This is a genomic window from Labrenzia sp. 5N (assembly GCF_012395805.1).
Lineage (GTDB): Bacteria > Pseudomonadota > Alphaproteobacteria > Rhizobiales > Stappiaceae > Roseibium > Roseibium algicola.
On sequence record NZ_JAAZTM010000011.1, the window covers coordinates 141,838 to 164,561 of the forward strand.

Sequence of the window (22,724 nt, forward strand, 5' to 3'; positions counted from 1 at the left end):
CCGATTAGATCGTCAAATGCCGCCCTGGCCGTCGTTGCCGACGAAGGCAATCCGCAGCATGTTCGTGGAGCCCGGAGTGCCGAACGGCACACCTGCGGTCACGATAATGCGCTGACCCGGTTTCGCAAACCCTTCGGAGAAGGAGATGCGGCAGGCGCGGTCGATCATGTCTTCCTCGTTGGCGGCGTCTTCACTGACCACACAGTGCAAACCCCAGCCGAGCGACAGGCGACGTGCAGTTGCAAGCACCGGCGACAGAACGATCACCGGGCTGGCCGGACGTTCACGAGAGGCGCGCAGACCCGTTGCGCCAGACGTCGTGTAGCAGACGACAGCAGCAAGGTTCAGCGTTTCGGCAATCTGCCGGGCCGCTGCCGAAATCGCGTCGGCGCCGGTGGCTTCCGGCTCGGTCCGCTGTGCGTAGATGATCGTGCGGTAGTTGGGATCCTGTTCCACCTGCTGGGCGATCTTGTCCATGGTGGACACTGCCTCGATCGGGAATTCGCCTGCAGCGGATTCGGCCGACAGCATGACGGCGTCTGCGCCTTCGAACACGGCGGTGGCAACGTCGGACACCTCGGCGCGGGTCGGCACCGGTGCGTTGATCATGGATTCCAGCATCTGCGTGGCGATCACGACCGGCTTGCCGGCACGGCGGCAGGCGCGGGTGATGCGCTTCTGAAGGCCGGGAACCTGTTCCAGAGGCAGTTCCACGCCCAGGTCGCCACGGGCAACCATGATGGCGTCGGACAGTTCGATGATCTCGTCCAGCCGGCCGATGGCCTGCGGCTTTTCGATCTTGGCCAGGACGCCGGCGCGGCCACGGGTGATCTTGCGCACTTCGGCAATGTCGTCCGGGCGCTGCACGAAGGACAGGGCCACCCAGTCGACGTTCTGGTCGAGGGCGGCGATCAGGTCCTTGTGGTCCTTCTCGGTCATGGCGCTGGTTGCGATTTCCGAATCGGGAACGCTGACGCCCTTGCGGTCTGACAGCTTGCCGCCGACGACGACTTCCGTCACGGCCCTGGTGCGGTCGGCTTCCAGAACCTTGAGCTGGATCTTGCCGTCATCGAGCAGCAGGCGGTGGTCCGGCTCGAGAGCCTGAAGAATTTCGGGATGCGGCAGGTGTACCCTGTCGACACTGCCGCCGGACTTGTCGGCGTCCAGCGTGAACGTTGCGCCGTTTTCCAGCATGACCGGACCGTCGGCAAACGTTCCCACACGCAGCTTGGGTCCCTGCAGATCGGCCAGAATGCCGATTGGTCGTCCAACCTTCTCCTCAACAGAACGGATGCGTTCAACGAGCATCTTCAGACGATCATGATCGGTATGGCTCATGTTGATGCGGAACACGTCCGCACCGGAGCGATACAATTTTTCGATGATGTCTTGTTCTGAGGAGGAGGGTCCGAGAGTTGCAAGAATTTTGACTCGCCGGTTACGCCTCATCGCCCACCTGTCCCCTGTTGCACGGGTTCGGTCAGCTGGACCGTCCAGCTGCTCTGTTCGCCCGTGTCGATTTCAAAAAAGCCTGTCCGCTCGAATCCGCGAGCCACACAGTCCTCAATTCCGCGAATGGTGAATTCCTTTTCCCGGGTGCACATGAACGCCCGGCCACCCCATTCGCCGAATTGGTCATAATCAACTGCGTAGATGTAATAGTATCGTGACACCAGCGCCCCGGGTACCAGGGTCTCGCAGGAATTGGAAGCAAGGTTCCACCAGCCTTCGGTGACCCAGTCGGTCTTGTCCTTGTAGCCGATGGCTACACCAACCTGACTGTCGGTCTTGTTGCAAAGGCGCAGATCAGCTCTGGCTTCGTCACTGGATGCGGAGAAAAACAGCACGGTGAGGAATGCAGCAAAGGCAAATTTCACAGGCACGCTGATACATGCCCGAGACTCGCCCTGGTTCCGTTCCCCAACCTTAAACATATGCAGTCGTTCGCTTTGCTGCTTTACAGACATTCGCTTTTTGCGTCGACAAGGGGGCCTTGTCAACGTCGTTAACGGGATACGGAGCCTTTCGCCCAGACTTGTTTCCCGAACCGTCCGGATTTTTTGTCCAAATGAACAGTCCCACCCCCTATGCCGTCAGAAATGGGGCGGGAACATGGCCGCTCCGCCTCAGATCGGTGTTAGCTGTCAATAAAGCGTATACCGCGTTGTACACACCTTGGCAAAAACACAGGTGCCTTGATTGCAAGGAAGGGTGTGGAAGGTGTGGATGGCCTGCGGTGTTGCCGCCGGAAAGCGGTGTTTTCGGGCTTGGTTCCTTCGCCGGTTTGCCGTAAACCTGACCGCCTGCGCGATAGCGAGCCATAAAAGTTTCCACGAAGCGAGACATGATAGAACCAGCAGCCGAAACCGGCCGGGCCTTTCAGCCGACCGAATACGTAAAGGGCGATTTTACTTCCGGATTGCTGCTCTTGTGCGATCACGCCCGCAACACGGTCCCTGAGCCTTATGGCGATCTCGGCGTTCCGGCCGAACAGTTCGAACGCCATATCGGTTATGACATCGGTGCGCGCGCGGTCACGCTCGAACTGGCGAAGCGACTCAATGCACCAGCTTGCCTGACCACCTATTCTCGGCTGCTGATCGATCCGAACCGGGGCGATGACGATCCTACACTGATCATGCGCCTGTCGGACGGTGCCGTCGTGCCGGGCAATGCTAAGGTCGACACGAAGGAGCGGGCGATCCGCATCGACCGGTTCCACAAGCCCTATCACGACCTCATCGACCAGACGCTGGATGCCATGATGGAAGTGAGCGAGCCGCCGGTGATTGTCTCCATTCACAGTTTCACGCCGGTCTGGCGCGGCGTGCCGCGGCCCTGGCATGTCACCGTTCTGTGGGACAGCGACCCACGAGCCGTTCAGCCCATGCTTGAAGGCTTGAGAGCGCAGGAAGACATCGTCGTCGGTGACAATGAACCCTACGACGGAGCTCTCAAAAACGACACAATGTACCGGCACGCAACCCGCCGGGGAGTGGCACATGCGCTTCTGGAACTGCGGCAGGATCTGATTGCCGACGCGGCTGGAGCGGTTGAATGGGCGGACCGACTCGAGCCGGTTCTGAGAAAAATTGCCGGCATGTCCGACTGCCGGCGGATCCAGCATTTCAAGTCGCGTAGCGACGCTGCTTAAGGCCGGGCCACCGGTCCGGGACAGGGAGACCTTCGGGATGGACGATCAGACGAAACTCGAACTGGAAGCTGCGGTTTTCAGACGCCTTGTGGAACATCTGCGTGGACGGACGGACGTTCAGAACATCGACATGATGAATCTGGCCGGTTTCTGCCGTAACTGCCTGTCCAACTGGTATCAGGACGCGGCGCAGGACAAGGGCGTTTCCCTGGAAAAATCCGAGGCTCGCGAAATCGTCTACGGCATGCCTTACGACGATTGGAAGGCCAAATACCAGACCGAGGCGACTGCGGATCAGCAGGCCGCCTTTGAAAAGAACAAACCCCAACACTGAGCCGGGGGTGCTTCGGCTTGCTTGGCTGCTTGACGGCCAATGCGGAGTCTGGCAACGCACGGCCAGGTTATTGACGGCGGCTCATATCAGCCGCGGCCATTGAGACCGCGCACTGCGCGACAAGGAAGTACGAGAAGGAGAAACAGAAAACATGTCCGATCCCGGTGGAGTGGCAGGCGACCAGCTGCGCGCGTTTGTAGAGCGTATCGAGCGTCTTGAAGAAGAAAAGAAAGTCATCTCCGATGACATCAAGGACGTCTATGCCGAAGCCAAGGGCAACGGCTTTGACGTCAAGATCCTGCGGAAGGTCGTTTCCCTGCGCAAGAAGCAGCCGCATGAGCGTGAAGAGGAAGAGGCGGTTCTCGACCTCTACCTGCATGCACTTGGCATGGCTGGTGGTGTTGGCGGCGGCGAAGGATGACAAGCTGCGGTAACCGCGGTTCACGACAAGAAAAAAGAGCGGCTGAAAAGCCGCTCTTTTTTTATGCTCAATCTTTCACTGGTCGATGCTTCAGCGCGCGAAGCGTACCGGAAGGATGACCACTGCCGGACCGTCGAACCGGTCTGTGCGCAGGTCGCCGTATGGATTGTTTTCAAAGCTGGCGGAGACAAAGCGGTTGCCCGGCATCATCACATTCTTCAGCTGGCGCTGGTTGGGGTGGCTGAGCCACGCGAAGGTCTGATGACGCGTGGTGCCTGCGCCGGACAGAAGCGTCGGAGCGGATTTGTCCGGCAGGCTTGCAAAACCGGCAAGCGGATCGACAATCTGATCACGCGGGATCCGGCCTGAAACGGACTGCTGGCGTGCAGGGGCTGTCTTGGCGGTGGCACCGGCTGCCGGCCGATTGGCCTGTGCCCGTGCCGGTTCGCTTACCGACGGACGCAGCGAGCGGCTCAGGCTCGTCGGTGCTGCAGAGGCCGAGGCATAGGCAAGCGTCGTTTCCGAACGCGGTGCAGGCACCGGAGAAGGTACGGAGGTACCCGTTGCCGCGGCAATTGCTGCGACCGGATCATCGGTCGGAGCGGAGCCCGGAACGGGGACATCGCCGGTCAGGCCGAGATTAGCCGCTGCAACCTTGGCAGCATCGCTAAGACCCTTGCTGGGTTTCTGCTGCGGCGTGCGCGAAGCTACCTGGAACCGCGAGTCGATTGCTTTCTCGGGAACCGGGTTTGCACCTTGTGTCGGCGCGCTCGGTTGCCCGGTCTCGATTGCAAACCGCTGTGCATCAAGCGTGTTCGGTGCAGGCGGAGGCGTCTTGCTTGCCGCCACGGCGGGAATATCCGCAGGCGGTTTCACGATCGGCGCGTTGCTGGCCACGACAATCGGTGCTGCTGCCGGTGCTTCCGGTTCGCTTTCCAGGACCTTCCGGCTGGGAACAGGCGGATTTTCGATCACCACAGCCGGGGCTTCGGCAACCGGTGCCGGCGGTGTGTTGCCGACGGCACCCGGACGCTTGGATGTGTTGTCACGGTTGTTGCCGCCGCCAAAGAGGCTGGCAAACAGGTTGCCGCCACCGGAGGACGCATTGTCATCCTGCGCGGTTACCGGAATCGGTTTGCCCGGGCGGGTCAGATTCTGGTCGCGCGTGCTCAGGCCATTGGAAGAGCTTGAGCGCGTGTTGGACGCCACGATCGTCGGTTTTGAACTTCTCGACCGGCCGGACTTGCTTTCGGCGAGCGCAACCTTGTAGCCGCTCATAGGTTTGCCGTCAGACGGAAAGTGAAGTGTCTTGCCGTCCGGGAACACGCGAGCCAGTTCGGAACGGCTCATGCGCGGCCAGTGACGGACACTGCCGGTGTCCATGTGCACGAAGGGGGACCCGGATCTCGGATAATAGCCGACGCCGCCCACTTCCTTGCGCAGGCCGGTGGCACGCAGGGTGGCAAGTTTCACGCCGGGAATGAAAAAGTCCATCGCCTTGCCGAGCGTGTGCTGGCTGTTCTTGGCAACGCCAGAGGACCGCTTGCGCAGCATGTTGTTGGTTGCGGGAGACCGGTAGCTGGAGACGACGTGGATCGGCTGGCTTGCGCCCACCTTCTGGTATACTTCCCAGACCAGATCCAGCAGTTCCGGATCGATCTTGGTCATTTCGTTACGGCGCCAGTCGCGCAGGAAGCGGTTGGCTTCGCGCAGACCATCGGGCAGATAGCGGCCGTTTTTCTTGAAAGTAATCGACACACGCTCTTTGGTATGCGTGTTGTACAGCTTCAGGGTACGCGTCTCGGCCTGGGCAAAGATGACCAGGCACGCAGACACGACAGCAAACGCGCCGGCCGCTTTCGCGGCACGCTTCAGCCAACCGACGGCGTCGAAATCAACTAACCGTGTACGCAATCTCTATCTCGCCGTTTTCAGAGGGCTTTCACCCATCCCGTGCTCCCCAGCAGGATGCATAGCCTAGCTGCCGCAGGTTAAGAAGTTTTTACCCTATTTTCGCTTCGCTGATAATCGTTGCAGAACTGCAACGGCGCAAGCGCGTAGTGCAAAAACGCTCCGGTAGCGGTGGTTACCCGGAGAATGCGTCAAAATATCGTCGAAATCGACAGTTTGCGCTATGATTTGCCTCAATTCAGGCTGCCGCGTCCTTGCCGCTCTCGTCCAATCCGTATTCCTTGAGCTTGCGATAGAGCGTGGATCGGCCGATTCCCAACCGTTTGGCAACTTCTGTCATGCGTCCGGAATAATGATTGATCGCTGCGCGAATCAGTTCCTCCTCGATATCGGTCAACTTGCGGACATGACCGTCCTGATCGAGGTTGCGCATGAAACCGAAGGGCGCCGCTTGTTCAAAACCTGCCTGAGGGGCGGGAGCTGACGGGGTGTGGTGCGGTGGAACCGAGGGTTCGCTCGGGCGGACCGGCGCTGCGGCAAGATCGCCTCCGGACAATCGATCCGGGTAGGCCATCTGTGCCTGCGGCTGGAGCGTTGCGCCCGGGGTGGCGGTCTGTTCCGTTGCCGCGGCAACCTGCGGGAAATCGTTGATCGTCAGTTGCGGGCCGTCGCACAAGACGACAGCGCGGAATACCGCGTTCTCCAGCTGCCTGATATTGCCCGGCCAGTGATACTCCTGGAGCATCGCGAGCGTGTCCGCGGTGACGCCGGCCACCTGAGGCTTGCCTTCCTCTGCCGCGAAACGGGCCAGGAAATGGCGGGTGAGCGCGGGAATGTCCTCTCGCCGGTCGCGCAACGGCGGGATCCAGATCGGGAAAACGTTGAGCCGGTAATAAAGGTCTTCCCGGAAGACACCTTCCTTCACCTGGTCGATCAGGCGGCGGTTGGTTGCCGAGATCAGACGGAAATCCACTTTCACCGGGCGGCGAGCGCCGATCGGGTCGATCTCGCTTTCCTGCAGGGCGCGCAGCAGCTTGACCTGAACTTCCTGAGGCAGCTCGCCAACCTCGTCCAGGAACAGCGTTCCGCCATGAGCTTCCTGAAACTTGCCGACATGCTTGTCGACCGCGCCGGTGAACGCGCCTTTTTCGTGGCCGAAGAGAATCGATTCGACCAGATTGTCGGGGATCGCACCGCAGTTGACCGTGACCAGAGGTTTGGACTTGCGGTCGCTGGATCCCTGAATGGCGCTGGCGATCATTTCCTTGCCGACGCCGCTTTCCCCTTCGATCAGGATCGGAATGTTCGACGCGGCGGCCCTCTTGCCCAGATTGATCACCCGTTCCATGGCCGGCGAGTGGGTGATGATGTCGGCGAAGGTCAGTGTCCCCGAAGCCTGTTTGCGGATCCGGGTGATTTCGCCTTCCAGAGCGGATGTCTTCAAAAGATTGCGGATCGAGACATTGAGCCGTTCCGGCGCCACCGGTTTGACCACGAAATCCTGAGCGCCCGCATTCATGACGTTGACCACGGTATCGATGCCGCCGTGGGCGGTCTGAACGATGACCGGCGTTGCGTTCTTGTCGGAGCGCAAACGTTCCAGAACGCCCAGGCCGTCAAGCTCGGGCATCACCATGTCGAGAATGATCAGGTCGATCTCGCTGGCTTCCGCGCTGGACATGATGCGCACCGCTTCGGCACCATTCTCGGCCGTTTTCGACCGGTAGCCGAATTTTTTCACGGCTTCCTGAAGCAACCTGCGCTGGATGGGATCGTCGTCAACAATGAGAATTTTGCCGCTGAGTGCTTGCATTGGCGGTTTCGCTCGTCCCGAATTGTCTCGTTTCGAACCATTCTGGTCGCAATTGGGTAAACAAATCGTCCAAGTGCAGGCAAAAAAGTTTTCACAGTCAGATTGCAGGCGGGCCTTTTCCCGGCCTACTAATTCTAACAACAGAAGATTGCCGGACCCGTTCGTCCGCAGACGCACCGGAGAAAAAAACTTGCCCATCCCACATCCCGTCCATGCCCCCCAGGCCGCCGCTTCAGGAGATCTCGGAGCGCTTCCCGAATGGGACCTCACGGATCTCTATCCCGCGGTCGACGCGCCGGAGGTTGCTGCCGACCTGAAGGAGATCCTGGAGCGGTCGAAAACCTTCGAGACGTCCTACAAGGGCAGGCTGGCCGACCTGGCCCAGAGCAATGTTCCCGCGCTGGTCACGGCAATTCGCGCCTATGAGGAACTGGAAGACCTGATGGGCAGGCTGATTTCCTTCGCCGGCCTGGTCTATTCGGAAAACACGATCAAACCCGCGTCGCAGAAATTCTACGGCGATGTGCAGGAGCAGATCACGACGGCAAGTTCGCATCTTCTGTTCTTCACGCTGGAGATGAACAAGATCGATGACGGCGTGATGGAAACTGCGCTTCAGGACAGCCAGTTTGCACATTACCTGCCTTGGATCGAGGATCTGCGCAAAGGCAAGCCCTATCAGCTGGAAGACCGGGTGGAGCAACTGTTCCACGAAAAGTCCGTCACCGGCGCGGGTGCCTGGAACAGGCTCTTCGACGAGACTATGGCCTCGCTGACCTTCGATGTCGACGGTCAGGAACTGTCGATTGAACCGACGCTCAACATGCTGGTGGATCCTTCGCCCGATACCCGCCGCAAGGCGTCGGAAGCTCTGACGCAGACCTTCAAGGAAAACCTGCGCACCTTCACGCTGATCACCAACACGCTGGCCAAGGACAAGGAAATTTCCGACCGCTGGCGGAATTTCACGGACATTGCCGACAGCCGCCATCTTTCCAACCGGGTCGAGCGGGAAGTTGTCGATGCGTTGGTGGCAGCCGTGCGCGACGCCTATCCGCGCCTGTCGCATCGCTACTACAAGCTGAAGGCAAAGTGGCTGGGCATGGACCAGCTCAACACCTGGGACCGCAATGCACCTCTGCCGAATGCCGACACGCGAGTGATCCCCTGGGATGAAGCGAAGGACACGGTGCTGTCCGCCTACAGCGCCTTTTCACCCGACATGGCGGAAATCGCAGGCCGGTTCTTCGACCGGCGCTGGATCGATGCGCCGGCCCGCTCCGGCAAGGCGCCCGGTGCGTTTGCGCATCCGACAGTGCCAAGCGCGCACCCCTATGTGCTGGTCAACTACCAGGGCAAGATCCGCGACGTGATGACCCTTGCCCATGAACTGGGCCACGGCGTTCACCAGGTGCTGGCGGCACCCAACGGACCGCTGATGGCGCCGACACCGCTGACCCTGGCGGAAACGGCCAGTGTCTTCGGCGAGATGTTGACGTTCAAATCCCTGCTTGCCAAGGCGGATAACCCGCAGACCCGCAAGGTGATGCTGGCCTCCAAGGCGGAGGACATGATCAACACCGTGGTGCGCCAGATCGCCTTCTACACCTTTGAGCGCAAGGTTCACACGGAACGGCGCAATGGCGAGCTGACGTCGGACAAGATCGGTGAATTGTGGCTGTCCGTGCAGGGCGAAAGCCTCGGTCCGGCGATCAAGTTGAGCGAAGGCTATGAAACCTTCTGGACCTATATTCCGCACTTCATCCATTCGCCGTTCTATGTCTATGCGTATGCCTTTGGCGATTGCCTGGTGAACTCGCTTTATGCGGTTTACGAGGAAGCGGAGACCGGATTCCAGGAGAAGTATTTCGATCTTCTGAAGGCTGGTGGTACCAAACACCATTCCGAACTTCTGGCTCCGTTCGGACTAAGCGCGGTCGATCCGGATTTCTGGAAAAAGGGCCTGTCGGTGATCGAGCGGATCATCGACGAACTCGAAGCTCTGGAAGAGGCTTGACGCGGTTTCCGATGACACGGCCAGCGTTGCCACCCTTCCACCACACGCCCTATGACGGCACCAGCCAGCCTTTCACCGTCGGTCTGAAGCCGATCGGTGAAGAGGCCTGGCTGGAACCCGATCCCTTTCTGGCGAAACATCTGGGTGAGAAGAAACGGCTGTTTTCCGATCATCTGGAAACGGTTTTCCGTGCAGAGCCGGACACAGATGCCGCGCAGCAGGAGGTCCTGGACCTCCTCACGGAGAACCTCTCGCGGTTTCATGCAGATACCCACCGGGTCGGGGACGCCGAAGTCGAGATCGTCGCCAACGGCGAGCGTATCCCGCTTGCCGGGGCTCCCGCACTCGTAACGGCTGCAAGTCTTGTGCAGGAAGATCTTGTCTTGATGCGGCCCGGGCAGGACGGCTACAGGCTCGCGGCCGCCGCGCTCTGTTTTCCCTCGTCCTGGTCTCTGGCGGAGAAGTTCGGCCAGTCCATGACGGGCATTCATGACAATGTTCCCGGCTTCAACGGAAGCCGCATGGGAATGATGGTGGCCCGGATATTCGACAATCTGAAAGCCGGACAGTTTCTGGAGCGCTTCAACTGGTCGATCTATCCCGACGGTGACCTTCACCATCCCTTGCCGAAACAGATCCGCGTCAAGATTGACGACGGTGCACTGGCCCAGCTTTTCCTCCGGGTCGAGCGGCAAACCTTGCGGCGTCTGCCCGGGTCCGGCGATATTCTGTTCACCATCAAGATCCATCACGATCCGTTGGCGGCACTGGAAGCGCAGGAAGGGCGTGCAGGGCTGGCGGAAGGGCTCCGCAAGCAGCTTCTTGCGCTTGATCCGGATCAGCTGGCCTACAAGGGCCTTGTGGCAACACGGGACGATCTGGCCCGGGCGCTGGAAAAAATCAGTCTCGGCTAGCGGAAGATCGTGCTGTGTGCTGAGCGTCAATCAGTGCCCTGACCTTTTCCCGATCTTCAGCGCTCGCCGGGTGGTAGACCATCATCGCAAGGTCCGCACGGCCGTCGACGGCAAAGGTCGAACATTCAAGGCTCATCCAGCCGGCCACAGGGTGTTTCAACCGCTTGGTAAGGTCGTCTGAGGCGAGGACGTCATGGTCCTTCCACAGGCGTTCGAAATCCGGGCTCAGCTGGCACAATTCCTCTACCAGGGATGTGGTTTCATATGCGGCACCGGCGCGTACCACATCGGCCCGAAAAGCACCGACGACGAAACGGGCGACGCTTTCCCAATCCGCCTGGATATTGCGGACCCTCGGATCGCTGAAGATCAGCCGCAAAATGTTGCGTTCGCCGGGGGGCAAGCTGGCGTAGTCGGTCAGGACGGCCGAAGAAGCGCGGTTCCAGGCAACGACATCCCAGGTGTGGGTCCTGATCATGGCAGGGGTCTGTTCCAGGGCATCCAGAACGTTCTGAAGCCGGGGCGACACGCCTTGCTGCGGTTGGTAGCGAACGTCAGGGGCACGGCCGAGCCCGATAAGATAAAGATGCTCGCGTTCGACATCCGTCAGCATCAGGGCCTTTGAAACCCGGTCAAGGACGTCGGCCGAAGGCGCACCGCCACGTCCCTGTTCAAGCCATGTGTACCAGGTGACGCTTACATTCGCGCGTTGTGCGACTTCTTCGCGCCTCAGGCCCGGCGTTCGCCGGCGGGTGAGGGGAATGCCGAATGCGGCGGGATCCAGTTTTGCCCTGCGATCCTTCAGAAACCGGCCCAGTCTATTGTCTTCCTGGATATCCGCCATCTTATCCTGTCAGTCATTATACCTGTATAAAGTCACTACTTTAACTGGATAAATATTGCCGCAAGACTGCTCGCCGTTCAACCAACGGAGTGTTTTCATGCGAGTATTCGTTACCGGCGCAACAGGGTTTGTTGGCTCCGCCGTCGTTTCGGAGTTGTTGCAGGCAGGCCATCAGGTGCTTGGCCTCAGCCGATCGGAAAGAGGGACTGCGCTCCTCCGGTCTCAAGGAGCACAAGTGCAGATCGGGTCACTGGAGGACCTCGACAGCCTTCGTGATGGAGCAAGGGCAAGTGACGCTGTCGTGCACACGGCGTTCAATCATGATTTTTCGCGCTTTGCCGCAAGCTGCGAGGAAGACCGTGCCGCCATTCTGGCCCTCGGCGAGGGGCTATCCGGAACAGATCGGCCGCTGCTGGTTACCTCCGGTGTTGCCGTTGTCCGGTCCGGACCGGTGGCAACAGAAGCCGATCCGGCGGTTCCAACCTCACAGGCCTATCCGAGAGCTACCGAGGCCGCCACGGCCGAATTGGTGCAGGCCGGGATCAACGCCAGGGTGGTCCGTCTGCCTTTCTCGGTTCATGGGCCGGGTGATCATGGTTTTGTCCCGATGCTGATCGGCATCGCCCGGGAAAAGGGGTTTGCCGCTTATGTTGGCGATGGTGAAAACCGCTGGCCGGCAGTGCACCGTCTGGATGCGGCAAGGGCTTATCGTCTGGCACTTGAAACACCGGAGACAGATGGTCCTTTTCACGCAATCGGTGAAGAAGGCATTCCTTTTCGCGCAATCGCCGAGGCAATCGGCCAGGGACTGGATCTTCCCGTGCGCTCGCTCACCCCGGACGACGCTGGATCCTATTTCGGCTTCCTGGGTATCTTTGCCGGAATGGATGGTCCTGCGTCCTGCGACAGGACCCGGGCTGCGCTCGGCTGGCAGCCGGCAGAATGCGGTGTGCTGGTGGACATCGGCAGGAGCGGCTATTTCTGAAAATAGCCGGGCGATGCCGGGCTGTTGGACGCCTGCGTCGGAATAGCGGCTGGTGGAGCTGGATATTGTTGCGGTAGTTCATATGTAGTGCCAGGAGACCGTATCCAACGGTTTGATGCATCGGGCGTTCCAGGAGCGCCAGTTGTTACAAGGGAGCCCGCCACCGCATGGCCGACAGCAAAGACCGTGAAAGCAACCGCCTCAGCGCCCGCATGGGGCGCTACGCCAAAGTCGGCACCAACATGGGTGGCATTGCCGCAAAGGTGGCCGGGGCACGGTTGTTCGGCATGGAACTCGACAATGCCAAGAACGCGGCCGAACTGGCCGCGGCCCTTGGCGGGCTGAAAGGCCCCTTGATGAAGGTGGCGCAGCTCTTGTCGACGATCCCGGATGCATTGCCGCCGGAATATACGACCGAACTTGCCAAGCTGCAGGCCAGTGCACCGCCCATGGGCTGGGCCTTCGTCAAACGCCGGATGCGGGCTGAGCTCGGTGCGGACTGGCAAGGCCGGTTTGCCGAATTCGGCAAGGAGCCGGCTGCAGCAGCTTCCCTTGGACAGGTGCACCGGGCCACCGGCCATGATGGGCGCGTTCTGGCCTGCAAGCTGCAATATCCGGACATGGCTTCTGCAGTCGAGGCGGATCTCAAGCAACTGCAGATGCTGTTTTCATTGCATCGGCGCATGAGCCCGGCCATCGATACGCGCGAGATCGCCAAGGAAATCAGCGCCCGGGTCCGCGAGGAGCTGGACTATGCCAGGGAAGCGGCACATATCGCCGTCTATCAGGGCATCCTGGGAGATTTCGACCGTATCCGCGTACCCGAAGTGATCCCGGAGCTTTCGACCAAACGCCTGCTCACAATGGGGTGGCTCACCGGAAAACCTCTGCTCGACTACAAGGAACACAGCCAGGACGAGCGCAATCTGCTCGCCAGAACCATGTTCCATGCCTGGTGGCATCCGTTCAGTCATTTCGGCGTCATTCACGGTGACCCACATCTGGGCAACTATACCGTGTTCGAGCAGGAAGGCGCTCCGGCGGGCATCAATCTGCTGGACTACGGCTGCATCCGCATCTTCCCCGAGGCGTTTGTCGAGGGTGTTGTCGAACTCTATCGTGGCCTTCTGGAAGAAAATGACGATCGGGTGGTCGCGGCCTATGAGCGCTGGGGCTTCAAGGACCTGAAGAAGGAAGTCATCGAGGTTCTGAACATCTGGGCAAGGTTCATCTACGGTCCTCTGCTTAGTGACCGCGTCCGATCGATCGCGGACGGCGTGTCGGCTGCCGAATACGGACGCAAGGAAGCCTTCCGCGTTCATTCCGCCCTGAAGCAACTGGGGCCGCTGACGGTGCCGCAGGAGTTCGTCTTCATGGACCGGGCGGCAATCGGGTTGGGCGGAGTGTTCCTGCACCTGCGGGCGGAACTCAATTTCTTTGAGCTGTTCAACGAGCAGATCGACGGTTTTGAAGCGGCAACCGTACGCAAGCGCCAGAACGATGTACTGACTTCAGCCGGGCTTGCCGGAGCCTCACATGCTGCCTGATTGTGCGAAGGATTTCAGTGCGGAAAGGGATGCCAAAGCCAAAGCTGTCAAAAAGTCGCGACCTGTGTGACGAATTGTGCACTTCCCGTCATTGCCGAACCGGCAGGCTTTATTGTATGTAGGCTGCCGACTATCGAATTTTCCTGGGGGACTTCATGTCTGACGAAACTGCGCCCGCAATGGACTATGACGCTCACGAGCAGACTTACGAGGGGTTCATCAACTTCTCCAAGATCGGCACGATCGCAGTCCTGACCATTGTCGTCTGCCTGATCATGTTCGCCTTTGGCGGCACCGCTGCTACCGTTTTTGGCTGGCTGCTGCTGATCGCAACCCTCATTGCCACCGCTGTCGGCATGGCTCTGGGTGCATCCGGCTGGATCCCGCCTGCAGCTGTCTTCGTTCTGAGCGGCATCCTGGCGATCCTGACCGTCTGAGCTAAGCCTCCGGCCTTCATGGTCCGGCCAGCACAGACGAACACATCTGTTTTTGGAAAGGCGCGGACAGATCCGCGCCTTTTCCTTTTGTTCCCGGACCCCGAGTGCGATGAGCCAAGCCGCGCCAGCATCCTTTGTCTACGACCCACCGCTGGAGCCGTTTCTGACGGTGCTGCACGCAGATGACGATCTTCTGGTGATCGACAAGCCGAGCGGGCTCTTGAGCGTCCCAGGCAAGGCTGCCGAACATGGCGACTGCGTCGAAAGCCGCGCGCAGAAGCGCTTCCCAGACGCGCGGATCGTTCACCGGCTCGACATGGATACGTCCGGTGTCATGGTTCTGGCAAGGAACCCCGCAGCACATCGGCATCTGGGGCTTCAGTTCGAACGGCGCAAGACGCTCAAGACCTACATTGCCGATATCTGGGGGAGCCCGTCAGAAGACGAGGGAGAAATTGATCTGCCGCTCGTCTGCGACTGGCCGAACAGGCCCAAGCAGATGGTCAGCTTCGAGTTTGGCAAACCTGCGCAAACCAGGTGGAAGGTACTTGAGCGGAAAGAACTGACGACGCGGGTCCGGCTGTTTCCCCATACGGGACGGTCGCATCAACTGCGTGTCCACATGCTTTCGCTCGGGCATCCAATCATAGGCGACAGGTTCTATTCGGAAGGTGAGGCGCTGACAGCCTCCAGCAGGCTTGCGCTTCACGCCGAAACGCTTGAACTGCACCATCCGGCGCATGGGGAGCGGATCTGTTTCCGGTCTGAAGTACCGTTCTAGATAGCCATTCGGCCTGAGTGGTGCCTCGGCCAACTTCAGCCGTTACCGGGGGAGACACCGCAAACAGGTCTGGGTAGTCACCGCACATGATGACTTCAGGTCTTTTGGAAAGCTTACGTTTGGGCCGGATCAGCCGTTGCCGACGCGGCCAAGACCTTCGCGGGCGATCTTGTTGGAGTTGTCCAGCGTGATCGCGCGGGTGTAGCTCCGGCGTGCATCCTTCGGATTGTTGAGCATTTCCTGGGCGAGGCCCCGGTTCGCCCAGGCAATAGCGGAATCCCGGTCGAGATTGACGGCCATCGACAGGTCCGAGAAGGCGGCGTTCGGGTCGTTTACAGCGATGTAGGAGATGCCGCGAGCGATATAGGGAGCGCTTGCCTTCGGGTTGAGGCCGATGGCAGTCGCGAAGTCCTCGATCGCGCGCTGATGCTGGTTCTGCGCCTGGTAGATCAGGCCGCGATTGTAGAACGCACGGGCATCGCTGCTGTCACGGGTGATGACGGAATTGAAGTCGGCAAGGGCAGCGTTGTAGTTGCCCTGCTGGCGATAGATGTTGCCGCGCCCGACATAGGCCACGTCATAGTCCGGCTTGATGTTGATCGCGCGGGTGTAGTCGGAGACCGCCTGATCGTTCTGGCCCATGCGGCGATAGACAAGACCGCGGTTGGCATAGGTCTGGTAGGACTGCGGGTTGAGCTGCAGAGCTCGATTGAAGTCCTCGACCGCCTTGTCCAGCTTGCCGGCCTGGCCGTAGGCAATGCCTCGGGTGCTGTAGGCGCTTGCATCGTTCGGATTGGCATCGATCACCGCCGTCAGAGAGGCGATGTTGGTCGAAGATCCGGCCGAAGCATTGGTCGGCACATCGTCGTAGACGCCCGTGGTGCAGGCCGACAGTACGGCAGCAAGGCCAAGCAACGTTGCATGGGGCAGAAACTTGCGCATGCGGCACATACGATCTCTAAGGGTCAAGCGATTAGACATGCCGTTCATCTGCCTCCAATAGGGCGGGAGTATGGCTGCTTCACGCTCTTTGAACCGAGCCGGAAGCATTCCCCGCAAAACGCCAAAAGCCGACCGGAACTTCGGTCGGCCTTAGGGCAGTTTTGAGAAGATTGGCGGCCAAATCCGCCAGAAACGCTCAAGCCGAACTTAGCGGCGAGCGGACTTGCCCGGGAGCAGGCCTTCACGCTGTGCCCGCTTGCGAGCCAGCTTGCGTGCACGGCGAATTGCTTCAGCCTTTTCACGCGCCTTCTTTTCAGACGGTTTTTCAAAGTGACCGCGAAGTTTCATTTCACGGAAGATGCCTTCGCGCTGCATCTTTTTCTTGAGCGCCTTCAGCGCTTGATCGACATTGTTGTCGCGAACCAGAACCTGCACGCGTTTTTTCCCGTTTTCGATGCGCTGCAGAGGATCCGCAGCAAGAATAACCATGATGGAAGCGAGGCTTCGCCAACGAACCTTACGGTGGTTTCAAAAACACATGCGTGTGCCCATCGGCGTACCGATCAATCAAGCATCCACATGTGTACAGAGACCTTATCGCCGCTGACGCGTCGCTCACTTTGGCGCGCTTAATACCAGAGCAAACCCTATGTGTCCACAGGCATTCGCAAAGAAACCCGCCAAAATCGGATTCCGGCACCTGCGCCGGAGCGTGTCCCCAACCCGTAGAACAAGTGTGGACACCGGACAGTATCACGACTAGAGGTGGATGTCTCACCCCGGTCAGAAGAGCCTCGTGCAAGAAGGCATGACCTTGCCCACATTGTTGGAGGAAACAATGGCGCAGAACGCGTCAAGGGCTCCCGATTCGGACAAGAGCCAGTCCCTTTGGCGGAGCGACATACGGCCTACCCTTTCTCTGGGGTTGCCGCTTGCCGGGGCCCAGTTGGCCCAGATGGCCATCAATACCACGGACGTTCTGATGATCGGACGTCTCGGCGCGCAGGAGCTTGCTGCCTCCGTGCTGGCCTTCAATTTCTACATGCTGGTCTGGTTTTTCGGCATGGGTGTGCTGCAGGCGGTGATTCCGCTTGCCGCCCGTGCCCGCGGCCAGAAAAAGCTGCGCGACCTGCGCCGGGCCGTGCGCATGGGCTTCTGGATTTCCGTCCTGTTCTGCATTCCTGTCTGGGGCATCCTGATCTTCATCGAGCCTATCCTGCTGATGCTGGGGCAGGAGCCGGAACTGGCCAGGCTCGCGGGGGTCTACATGGTCTATCTGCAATGGACCATGTTGCCGGCTCTGTTGATCATGGCCGTGCGCGGCTTCCTGACCGTAATGGAGCGGACGCAGGTGGTGCTCTGGGCGACGATTGCCGGTGCCATCGCGAATGCGTTCCTGGATTATGTGCTGATTTTCGGCGAACTCGGTTTCCCGCGCCTGGAACTGGTTGGGGCGGGGATTGCCTCGGTCATCAGTGCGACAACGACATTCCTGTTCCTGCTGGCATATGCCGTGCTGCACCCCAGGCTGCGGCGCTACAACATTCTTGGCCGTATCTGGCGGTCGGACTGGCCTGTCTTCTTCCAGATCGTCCGGCTGGGAACGCCGATTGCACTGACCATCATTGCAGAGGGCTCCCTGTTCACGGCCTCGTCGGTGATGATCGGCTGGCTGGGCACGCTGCCGCTCGCCGGTCACGGCATCGCCCTGCAGATCGCATCCATCACCTTCATGGTGCCTGTCGGTCTGTCCGTGGCCGCCATGACCCGCGTCAGCCTTGCTTCCGGGCGGGACGACTACAAGGGGGTCGGCCGCGCCGGCTGGACCGCGTTGGTCGTGACCATGCTGTTCATGGGCCTATTTGCCATTCTGTTCTGGACGATCCCGGAGCAACTGGTGGGTGCATATCTCGACCTCAGCGACCCTGAAGCCAGGGAAGTGATGGCCTATGGCGTCTCGTTCCTGACGGTCGCGGCACTGTTCCAGCTTGCCGATGGCGGCCAGATTATCGGTGTCAATAACCTGCGCGGCCTGGGCGACACGACGATACCGCTTTTCTATGCCCTGTTTGGCTATTGGGTCGTCGGCATCAGCCTGTCGCTTGGACTGGGTTTCGTGGCCGAATGGGGCGGGGTCGGTGTCTGGTGCGGCCTGGCGGGTGGCCTTGCCTCCGTCGCGGTGCTGGCGAACCTGCGCTTTGCCCGGCGGGAGAAACTGGGTCTCGTGCCCGGCTGAGCCAGCCCCGTTTTGGCAACGTATCAGCGTCAAAACCAGAAAGCCCCGGCTCGTGTCCGGGGCTTTTTCAATCCTTTTCAGATGGTCCTGTTCAGGACTTTAACGAGATCCGGTTGACGTGGCCCATCTTGCGGCCTTCGCGGGTTTCGGCCTTGCCGTAAAGATGCAGACGGGCAGCGGGTTCCTTGAGAACCTCGTGCCAGCTGTCGGCGTCGAAGCCGATGAGATTTTCCATGACGGCATCCGAATGCCGCTCGGCAGAGCCAAGAGGCCAGCCGGCGACAGCACGAATGTGCTGGTCGAACTGGGACGTCAGGCAGGCGTCCTGCGTCCAGTGGCCGGAATTGTGAACGCGCGGTGCAATCTCGTTGACCAGCAGTCTTTCGCCTGCTGCCTCGCGTACCAGGAACATTTCAACGCCCATGACACCGACATAATCCAGACCGGCAACAATCTTCCCGGCCATTGCACGGGCTGCGTCCAGCGTTGCTTGCGAGACGCCGGCAGGAACAGTCGAGGTCTTCAGGATGTGGTTTTCGTGGTGGTTCCGGGCAATGTCGTAGCAGGCAATGCCGCCGTCCAGGTCTCGTGCGACAATCACGGAGACTTCACACTCGAAGGGGATAAGCGCTTCGAGCACCATCGGCACCGCGCCGAGCTTTTCAAAGGCGCCGTCGGCATCCTCGGGCTTGCGGATCATCTGCTGCCCTTTGCCGTCATAGCCGAAGCGGCGGGTCTTCAGAACGCCCTGTCCGCCAAAACGCGCGACGGCTTCTTCGAGATCCTGCTGCGAGGCAATGTCGGCGAAGTCGGCAATGGCAACACCGGCACCGGAGAGGAACTGCTTTTCGAACAGACGATCCTGCGAAACCTCAAGCGCACGCACACCGGGGCGCACCGGAACCTTGGCGTCGAGATGGGCAGCGGTCGGGCCCGGCACGTTTTCGAATTCATAGGTAACGGCGTCGACGGAGGAGGCGAAGCGGTCGAGCGCGTCGATGTCCTCGTAGGGCGCAACCGTGAAGGTGGCGCTGACGTCAAAAGCGGGACTGTTCGGATCCGGGCAGAAGATATGTGTCTTCAGACCAAGACTGGCGGCCGACTGCGCCAGCATCCGGCCGAGCTGGCCTCCACCAAGGATGCCGATGGTGTCGCCTGGGCTCAAACGGGTTTTGGCGTTCATGGTATGGATCCTGCCCGCGTCGGGCTATTTCAGTCGTTGGATGGCGTTTCGGCGACGGCGGCAGTGCGCTCGGCGCGGAAGGCGGTGAGGGCGGCGTCGATCGCCGGATCATGCAGGGCCAGGACAGCAGCTGCCAGCAGGGCGGCGTTGGTGGCACCCGCCTTGCCGATGGCAAGCGTGCCGACCGGAATGCCGGCGGGCATCTGCACGATGGACAGGAGACTGTCCTCGCCGGAAAGCGCCTTGCTTTCGACCGGAACACCGAAGACGGGCAGCGGCGTCAGGGCCGCAGTCATGCCTGGAAGATGGGCTGCACCGCCTGCGCCTGCGATGATGATCTTGAAGCCTTCGGCCTTTGCGCTCTTGGCGAAGTCGTACATCCGGTCCGGCGTGCGGTGGGCGGAGACGATGCGTGCCTCGTAGCTGACACCGAGCTGGTCCAGCGTGTCGGCGGCGTGTTTCATTGTCGGCCAGTCCGACTGACTTCCCATGATGATGGCGACATCCGCTTTGGCCATAAAATGCTCCAGTTTCCGGCGGGCTCAGAAGAGCCGCGGAGTATAGGCAGCGCGCCGCGCATCGCAAGCGCGAATCGGCAGATTTCGTGTCGGAAATTCACATTCGGGGTGCATGGTGCCGATGCGGGAAACCCGGTGGCAGGCAAGCTCAGGCGATGATGTCCGGGAACAGCTGATCCTCAAGTGCCGTGATCCGGTCCTTGATCATCAGTTTCTTCTTCTTCAGCCGCTGCAGCTGCAAGGCATCTTGGTTCGAAGTTGAGGCGAGTGCCTCGACGGCCGCATCAAGATCTCTGTGTTCCTGGCGAAGCTGCGCCAGTTGCAAACGCAACGCATCACTATCCATCTGCGCCATCTATGTCCCCCAAACAGGAGATAAGTCCTAATCCATTTTGCCGATGACGGGCAAGATATCATCTTAGGCCAGCCGGTGGCCGGTTTTCAAAAGTCCCTTGCTTTCGTCACGCGAACCGGGGTGCAGGTCACGATTTCGTATGTTGAAAACTTGTGAACTGGCAAATCTTTCAAGGGTAATTTTCGTGAGTTTTAAGTGTCTTAATTGGGGTCGCTTCTTCAGGGTTTCCTAAGGATAGCAGCGAGAATGCATAATTTGACGGCGAAACGCTCAAGCTATGCGCAAAGAACAATCGACAACGTCGGAATTCCTGTGGCACGATGAAAATGTTGAGCCAACAGACAGGAGGTTATCCATGTCAATGCAGTCGCATCTCGCAGAACTTGAGCGCCGTCACGCGGAAATGGAACGCAAGATTGAAGACGCTCAGTTACATCCGAGTACAGACTCCCTGCAATTGGCTGACATGAAGCGTCAAAAGCTCAAGATCAAGGATGAGATTACGCGAATACGGGAAAAGGAAACGCTCCATTAGAGGGCAGTTCCTCTGAGATTGAACGCCGCGCATTGCGCGGCGTTTTTGTTTTCAGCCCCTAGAGCGCCTTTGCCTGCTCACGCAGGGCGAATTTCTGGATTTTGCCTGTCGAGGTCTTGGGCAATTCGCAGAAGACAACAGTCTTCGGAGCCTTGAAGCTGGCAAGGTGCTGCCTGCAGAAGGCAATCAGGTCGGCCTCGCTAACCGTTGAACCGTCCTTCAGCTCGACAAAGGCACAAGGGGTTTCGCCCCATTTCTCGTCCGGTTTCGCCACCACAGCCGCGGCCTGCACGTCGGTGTGCTTGTAGAGCACTTCTTCCACTTCGATGGAAGAGATGTTCTCACCGCCGGAGATGATGATGTCCTTGGACCGGTCCTTCAGCTGGACATAGCCGTCGGGGTGCAGGACGCCGAGGTCTCCGGAATGGAACCAGCCGCCCTTGAAGGCCTTCTCGGTCGCTTCCGGGTTTTTCAGGTAGCCCTTCATCACGACATTGCCGCGGAACATGACCTCGCCAAGGGTCTCGCCATCGGCGGGCACCGGCTCCAGCGTTTCCGGGTCGAGCACCGTCAGACCTTCCAGCGCGACATAGCGTACGCCCTGGCGTGCCTTTTTCTGTGCCTGTTCGGCAAGCGGCAGGTCGTTCCATTCGACCTTCCAGTCGTTGACGACCGCCGGGCCGTAGACTTCCGTAAGGCCATAGAGATGGGTGACGTTAAAACCGGCGGTCTTCATGGCTGCGAGCACGCTTTCCGGCGGCGGGGCGGCGGCTGTGAAGAATTCCACTTCGCGGTCAAGATCGCGCTTGTGCTCGGGCGCTGCGTTGAGGAGCGTCGACATGATGATTGGCGCGCCGCACAGGTGGGTGACGCCTTCATCGGCAATCAGGTCCCACATGGTTTGCGGGCGGACCCAGCGCAGACAGACATGGGTTCCGGCGACAAGCGACAGGGACCAGGGAAAGCACCAGCCGTTGCAATGGAACATCGGCAGGGTCCAGAGGTAGACCGGGTGCTTGGCCATGGAGGCGGTAATCACATTCGCCTGGGCCAGCAGATAGGCGCCGCGGTGGTGGTAGACCACGCCCTTCGGATTGCCCGTGGTGCCGGAGGTGTAGTTGAGCGCGATCGCATCCCATTCGTCATCCGGAAGCGACCAGACAAAGTCCGGGTCGCCCGATTGCACGAATTCCTCATAGTCGAGGCTGCCGAGACGTTCGCCTTCCTGCGGAAATTCGGTGTCGGAAAAGTCGATCACGGTAGGTGTCACCGTCGCAATCGACAGGGCTTCCTTGACGACCGGCGCATATTCTCGATCGGTGATCAGCACCTTGCAATCGGCATGGTCGAGCTGGAAGGCAATGATAGCAGCATCGAGGCGTGTGTTCATGGAATGCAGAACCGCACCGGCCATGGGCACCCCGTAGTGGGCTTCCAGCATCGGCGGCACGTTGGACAGCATGACGCTGATCGTATCGTTCTTGCCGATTCCGAGCCGCGTCAATGCGGATCCAAGCTGGCGCGCCCGCCGGTGAAAGGTCCGGTAGTCGGTCCGCTGACGGCCATGGACGATCGCAACCGTGTCCGGAAACACATCCGCCGCCCTCGCCAGGAAGCTCAGCGGACTGAGCGGTGCATAATTGGCGGTGTTCTTGTCGAGACCCCGGGCGAAGGGGTTGACGCTGGCATCCATGACCATCCTCCCTGAAGCATCCCGCCAGCAGATGGGAACGGGATGCCAAAAACGTCTTGAGACCAATCTGGTCCCCTCCGCCAAATGGGGGGAAGGCACGGTGA

General features: G+C 60.0%; 22 protein-coding genes. 11 read left to right on the forward strand and 11 right to left on the reverse strand.

The features are described from left to right. Nucleotides 1–12: 12 nt before the first annotated feature. Both pyk and HEP89_RS11815 read right to left on the reverse strand, forming a co-directional pair. A complete protein-coding gene (gene pyk, locus HEP89_RS11810; protein ID WP_168692107.1) occupies nt 13–1,449 on the reverse strand; it encodes a pyruvate kinase in 1,437 nt (478 codons plus the stop codon). Continuing rightward, a complete protein-coding gene (locus HEP89_RS11815; RefSeq protein WP_228148130.1) occupies nt 1,446–1,877 on the reverse strand; it encodes a DUF1036 domain-containing protein in 432 nt (143 codons plus the stop codon). The genes pyk and HEP89_RS11815 overlap by 4 nt, the downstream gene beginning before the upstream one ends. A gap of 467 nt (nt 1,878–2,344) precedes the next feature. Here HEP89_RS11815 and HEP89_RS11820 point away from each other — a divergent pair, with 467 nt between their 5' ends. From HEP89_RS11820 to HEP89_RS11830, 3 genes are all read left to right on the forward strand, one after another. Further along, entirely contained in the window at nt 2,345–3,154 is an 810-nt protein-coding gene (locus HEP89_RS11820; RefSeq protein WP_062487009.1) for an N-formylglutamate amidohydrolase, read from the forward strand. Nucleotides 3,155–3,191: 37 nt separating this feature from the next. Next, nucleotides 3,192–3,488: a DUF1244 domain-containing protein gene (locus tag HEP89_RS11825; protein ID WP_023003523.1), complete on the forward strand. Its 297-nt coding sequence runs from the start codon at nt 3,192–3,194 to the stop codon at nt 3,486–3,488. A 151-nt stretch (nt 3,489–3,639) separates the two neighbouring features. Beyond that, complete coding sequence (locus HEP89_RS11830) at nt 3,640–3,909, forward strand: DUF2312 domain-containing protein (RefSeq protein WP_168692108.1); 270 nt, start codon at nt 3,640–3,642, stop codon at nt 3,907–3,909. A gap of 90 nt (nt 3,910–3,999) precedes the next feature. Here the strand turns inward: HEP89_RS11830 and HEP89_RS11835 are convergent, their stop codons facing one another. Continuing rightward, the gene (locus tag HEP89_RS11835) at nt 4,000–5,823 is read right to left on the reverse strand and encodes a DUF882 domain-containing protein (RefSeq protein WP_168692109.1); all 1,824 of its coding nucleotides are present in this window, start codon (nt 5,821–5,823) and stop codon (nt 4,000–4,002) included. A gap of 235 nt (nt 5,824–6,058) precedes the next feature. Then, the gene (locus HEP89_RS11840; RefSeq protein WP_168692110.1) at nt 6,059–7,633 is read right to left on the reverse strand and encodes a sigma-54 dependent transcriptional regulator; all 1,575 of its coding nucleotides are present in this window, start codon (nt 7,631–7,633) and stop codon (nt 6,059–6,061) included. A gap of 190 nt (nt 7,634–7,823) precedes the next feature. On the opposite strand from HEP89_RS11840, the gene HEP89_RS11845 reads away from it, so the two are divergent. Further along, a complete protein-coding gene (locus HEP89_RS11845; protein ID WP_197923205.1) occupies nt 7,824–9,650 on the forward strand; it encodes a M3 family oligoendopeptidase in 1,827 nt (608 codons plus the stop codon). Between the two features lie 11 nt (nt 9,651–9,661). After that, the gene (locus tag HEP89_RS11850; protein ID WP_197923207.1) at nt 9,662–10,564 is read left to right on the forward strand and encodes a DUF3445 domain-containing protein; all 903 of its coding nucleotides are present in this window, start codon (nt 9,662–9,664) and stop codon (nt 10,562–10,564) included. Here the strand turns inward: HEP89_RS11850 and HEP89_RS11855 are convergent. After that, a complete protein-coding gene (locus HEP89_RS11855; RefSeq protein WP_168692112.1) occupies nt 10,551–11,408 on the reverse strand; it encodes a helix-turn-helix transcriptional regulator in 858 nt (285 codons plus the stop codon). The two genes, HEP89_RS11850 and HEP89_RS11855, sit on opposite strands and share 14 nt — an antisense overlap. 97 nt (nt 11,409–11,505) lie before the next feature. Between HEP89_RS11855 and HEP89_RS11860 the strand changes: the two genes are divergently transcribed. The 4 genes from HEP89_RS11860 to HEP89_RS11875 all read left to right on the forward strand — a co-directional run bounded on the left by HEP89_RS11860 (nt 11,506) and on the right by HEP89_RS11875 (nt 15,158). Continuing rightward, entirely contained in the window at nt 11,506–12,393 is an 888-nt protein-coding gene (locus tag HEP89_RS11860) for an SDR family oxidoreductase (RefSeq protein WP_168692113.1), read from the forward strand. A 167-nt stretch (nt 12,394–12,560) separates the two neighbouring features. Continuing rightward, nucleotides 12,561–13,940, forward strand: a complete 1,380-nt coding sequence (locus HEP89_RS11865; RefSeq protein WP_168692114.1) for an AarF/ABC1/UbiB kinase family protein — start codon at nt 12,561–12,563, stop codon at nt 13,938–13,940. Nucleotides 13,941–14,095: 155 nt separating this feature from the next. Then, nucleotides 14,096–14,377, forward strand: a complete 282-nt coding sequence (locus HEP89_RS11870) for an aa3-type cytochrome c oxidase subunit IV (RefSeq protein WP_023003505.1) — start codon at nt 14,096–14,098, stop codon at nt 14,375–14,377. Nucleotides 14,378–14,486: 109 nt separating this feature from the next. After that, nucleotides 14,487–15,158, forward strand: coding sequence for an RluA family pseudouridine synthase (locus tag HEP89_RS11875; protein ID WP_168692115.1), 672 nt, complete (start codon nt 14,487–14,489; stop codon nt 15,156–15,158). Between the two features lie 129 nt (nt 15,159–15,287). Here the strand turns inward: HEP89_RS11875 and HEP89_RS11880 are convergent, their stop codons facing one another. Both HEP89_RS11880 and rpsU read right to left on the reverse strand, forming a co-directional pair. Beyond that, entirely contained in the window at nt 15,288–16,139 is an 852-nt protein-coding gene (locus HEP89_RS11880) for a tetratricopeptide repeat protein (protein ID WP_208984760.1), read from the reverse strand. A 168-nt stretch (nt 16,140–16,307) separates the two neighbouring features. Further along, complete coding sequence (gene rpsU, locus HEP89_RS11885; protein WP_008188883.1) at nt 16,308–16,535, reverse strand: 30S ribosomal protein S21; 228 nt, start codon at nt 16,533–16,535, stop codon at nt 16,308–16,310. A gap of 403 nt (nt 16,536–16,938) precedes the next feature. On the opposite strand from rpsU, the gene HEP89_RS11890 reads away from it, so the two are divergent. Beyond that, nucleotides 16,939–18,336 (forward strand): MATE family efflux transporter, encoded by a 1,398-nt coding sequence (locus HEP89_RS11890; protein ID WP_168692116.1) that lies wholly within the window; start codon nt 16,939–16,941, stop codon nt 18,334–18,336. A 91-nt stretch (nt 18,337–18,427) separates the two neighbouring features. On the opposite strand, the gene HEP89_RS11895 is transcribed toward HEP89_RS11890, so the two are convergent. The 3 genes from HEP89_RS11895 to HEP89_RS11905 all read right to left on the reverse strand — a co-directional run bounded on the left by HEP89_RS11895 (nt 18,428) and on the right by HEP89_RS11905 (nt 20,392). After that, nucleotides 18,428–19,519 carry a 5-(carboxyamino)imidazole ribonucleotide synthase gene (locus HEP89_RS11895; RefSeq protein WP_168692117.1) on the reverse strand — a complete coding sequence of 364 codons (1,092 nt, stop codon included), beginning with the start codon at nt 19,517–19,519 and terminating at the stop codon, nt 18,428–18,430. Nucleotides 19,520–19,548: 29 nt separating this feature from the next. Next, nucleotides 19,549–20,037, reverse strand: coding sequence for a 5-(carboxyamino)imidazole ribonucleotide mutase (gene purE / locus HEP89_RS11900; RefSeq protein ID WP_055661187.1), 489 nt, complete (start codon nt 20,035–20,037; stop codon nt 19,549–19,551). A gap of 148 nt (nt 20,038–20,185) precedes the next feature. After that, entirely contained in the window at nt 20,186–20,392 is a 207-nt protein-coding gene (locus HEP89_RS11905; protein WP_023003497.1) for a DUF465 domain-containing protein, read from the reverse strand. A 355-nt stretch (nt 20,393–20,747) separates the two neighbouring features. On the opposite strand from HEP89_RS11905, the gene HEP89_RS11910 reads away from it, so the two are divergent. After that, the gene (locus HEP89_RS11910; RefSeq protein ID WP_031270536.1) at nt 20,748–20,927 is read left to right on the forward strand and encodes a DUF465 domain-containing protein; all 180 of its coding nucleotides are present in this window, start codon (nt 20,748–20,750) and stop codon (nt 20,925–20,927) included. Nucleotides 20,928–20,985: 58 nt separating this feature from the next. Here HEP89_RS11910 and HEP89_RS11915 read toward each other — a convergent pair whose 3' ends face one another. Then, on the reverse strand, nt 20,986–22,620 hold the full coding sequence (locus tag HEP89_RS11915) for an acyl-CoA synthetase (protein WP_168692118.1): 1,635 nt from the start codon (nt 22,618–22,620) through the stop codon (nt 20,986–20,988). Between the last annotated feature and the right edge of the window lie 104 nt (nt 22,621–22,724).